This window comes from Microcoleus sp. S28C3, assembly GCF_036700785.1.
In the GTDB taxonomy this organism is placed as follows: Bacteria; Cyanobacteriota; Cyanobacteriia; order Cyanobacteriales; family Microcoleaceae; genus Microcoleus; species Microcoleus asticus.
On sequence record NZ_JAUBPO010000247.1, the window covers coordinates 1 to 2,901 of the forward strand.

A 2,901-nucleotide genomic window follows, 5' to 3' on the forward strand; every position below is an offset into this window, starting at 1 on the left:
AAAATTGGGACGTATTCTCCGCTTATAAAGCCAGTTTAGGCTTTGTTTGGGCTTAAAATTTGTTTAAGTCCCGTTAAGGCCAAAGAAGGTCAAACCATGAATGTTGAGATCCAATCAGTTGAGGGAAATGCTGTTTTTAAGGTGGTCGCTCCCAATACAAACGCCGTAGCTGAAGGAGAAAAAAGCTGGTCTGGAGAATTGCCCCAGACGGGAAAATATCAGATAGTCGTCGGTACAGAACGAGGAGGCGCCAGTTACACTTTGTCAGTTTCGATCGACTAATTGTATGGTGCGTAGTCACGAGATATTCAAGCTGCTTGGAGATTGTGGGTAGCGGTGCACTCTACGTTCTAGAGTAGTGGTATAATTCCGAGTTTGTTAGATTGCCTACTTCTGTACTTTGTCAGATAAAAATCGCGTGTTTAACAATAAATATTAAACCATACTTCGGAATTTTGTTACAAAAATTCAAGTTAGAATTTTCGGAAAGTTGTTATATTTGGTAGCACAAACAATTTTGCAGCAGGCGAATTGCCAAAAATTATGCCGCGTTACCAAACCCTAGATGATGTTCCTACCCTCCAAGAGGCACTCGAAGGAATAATTGTTGAAGATTTAAAAAAGCTGAATGCACTGTTGTCGGGCGATCGTAAATTAACTCGCAAAGCTGACCTGGTTGCTGGGATTAAACAGCAAATGCAGGGAGAAAAACTCAAGCAAGTTTGGGCGCAATTAGACGACTTGCAAAAAGCAGCCGTAGCGGAAGTTATACATGGGTCAGGTGGTGGCTATGATGCCGATGTATTTATGGCGAAATACGGACAACAACCAAACTGGGGAACAAGCGATCGCTATGGATACAACCGAGAACCATCTCTACTATGCTTGTTCTTCTACGGCACTGCGATACCCTACGATCTTGAAGAAAAATTGCTGAAGTTTGTGCCAAAACCTCAAGCAACTTCCTTAAATCTGGTTGGCGATGTACTGCCAGATAATTTTATAATTCGTGTAGAAAAACATAACTTTCGTACATCTCAAAGAGAGATATCCGAGTACGAACTTCCTTTGACAATTTTTGAAATGGAACGGGCAGCCGCAAAGGATTTGGAAGCAGTTTTGCGTCTGATTCAGTCGGGCAAAGTTGCCGTTAGTGAGAAAACCGCATTACCTGGTGCCACAACTCTGAAAGCGATCGCCGCCGTATTGCAAGGGGGTGATTTTTATAACGACGAACAGCGCCAAGCTACCGTGGAAAAGGGCGATATATTCTACGAGGTTGGTAACATCAAATCCTTTGCTTGGGCCGCGATCGCCCAAGCGAGCAAATTCGCCGAACAATCCGGCAAAAAGCTAGTTTTGACCAAAGCGGGACAGAAAGCTTTGCAAGAATCACCGGCCAAAGGATTACAGACAGCATGGAAGCGCTGGTTAAAAACAAACTCTTTTGATGAATTTCGCCGCATTGATGCGATTAAAGGACAAACCGGCAAGGGCGCGCGCGGCATGACACCGGTGGCGGGGCGGAGAGAGGCGATCGCCTCAAGGCTAGCAGAATGTCCTGTCGGTAAATGGATTCTGTTTAGCGAATTTAGCAGGTATATGTTGGCAACGGGCAATCGGTTTGAAGTAACGCGCGATCCCGACAATCTCTACATTTCTGAATTTGGGTATGGTAACTTAGGATATTCGGGCAGTCACGATTGGCATATTCTGCAAGAAAGATATATGCGCTGCCTGTTGTTTGAGTATGTTGCTACCCTGGGAATAATTGATGTTGCTTATGCCGATCCGTCCCTCGTACCCAGCGATTTTGACGATCTTTGGGGAACGGACGATTTGAGATTTCTCAGCCGCTACGACGGCTTAATATCTTTTCGCCTGACAGCTTTGGGGGCTTACTGTTTGGGATTGACTCACAATTACACCCCGCCAGCAATTGAGTTCCGTCAAACACTCCGGGTACTGCCCAATTTAGATATTGTTGTAGCAGGAGAAGGCATTGCGACATCAGATGCGATCGTCCTCGATCTCTATGCTAAAAAAGTTTCAGATGTCGTCTGGCAACTTGATCGACAAAAGCTATTTACCGCCATTGAAGCCGGATACCCGCTAGCAGAATTTAAAGAAGTTTTAGAGACAAGAAGTATTGAACCGCTACCCGAAACTGTACAGCAATTTCTGACGGATATTATAGAACGATCGAATAGTTTGCAAGATGCAGGAACTGTCAAGTTAATCGAATGTACTAACGCCCATTTAGCATTGTTGATTGCCCATGATTCCCGTACCAAAAAATTCTGTCACCTAGCGGGCGATCGCACTTTAGCAGTTCCATTATTCCAGGAAACTAAGTTTCGCAACGCCCTGCGGCAGATCGGCTACGTCTTACCCCACCGGGATAAATAGTACGATCGTGTCCGGTGGTATCTGAGATGTTGCACCATTCTCAATAAGGCTTTTATGGGCGGGCTCTCCTGCCCACCCCACAAGAAATTAATTCTTTGTGGAACAGGCATCTTGCCTGTTCTTGAGAATTGTGCAAGATGTAAGGCGGTATCGATCGCACTTCTCAATAAGGCTTTTATGGGCGGGCTCTCCTGTCCACCCCACAAGAAATTAATTCTTTGTGGAACAGGCATCTTGCCTGTTCTTGAGAATTGTACAAGATGCAAGGCGGTATCGATCGCACTCGCCCCTGGGTGAAGCAGTCGGATACAAATCCTGAAATTTATTACTCAGATTATCGCCCGACTGCTTCACCCCTACAAGTATCTACAAGCAATTAAAATTATCTGCGTTTATCTGCCTTTTATGTCGTTTATTGGAGTTTAGACTAAGCAAAAATTCACTCAGAAGAAGTTGAGTGTAAATTTTGTGAGTTTAGACAGAGGTAGAGAG

Annotated in this window: 3 protein-coding genes; all 3 read left to right on the plus strand. The window is 44.7% G+C overall.

All coding sequences use genetic code 11. The features are described from left to right. Positions 1–96: 96 nt before the first annotated feature. Complete coding sequence (locus QUA13_RS32115) at positions 97–282, plus strand: hypothetical protein (RefSeq protein WP_333205096.1); 186 nt, start codon at positions 97–99, stop codon at positions 280–282. 261 nt (positions 283–543) lie between these two features. Continuing rightward, a complete protein-coding gene (locus tag QUA13_RS32120; protein WP_333205098.1) occupies positions 544–2,409 on the plus strand; it encodes a hypothetical protein in 1,866 nt (621 codons plus the stop codon). A gap of 251 nt (positions 2,410–2,660) precedes the next feature. Continuing rightward, the gene (locus QUA13_RS32125) at positions 2,661–2,789 is read left to right on the plus strand and encodes a hypothetical protein (RefSeq protein WP_333205100.1); all 129 of its coding nucleotides are present in this window, start codon (positions 2,661–2,663) and stop codon (positions 2,787–2,789) included. Positions 2,790–2,901: the final 112 nt, after the last annotated feature.

Coding starts and splice junctions, on each gene's coding strand:
- QUA13_RS32115 (WP_333205096.1), top strand. CDS start 97: ATGAATGTTGAGATCCAATCAGTTGAGGGAAATGCTGTTTTTAAGGTG.
- QUA13_RS32120 (WP_333205098.1), top strand. CDS start 544: ATGCCGCGTTACCAAACCCTAGATGATGTTCCTACCCTCCAAGAGGCA.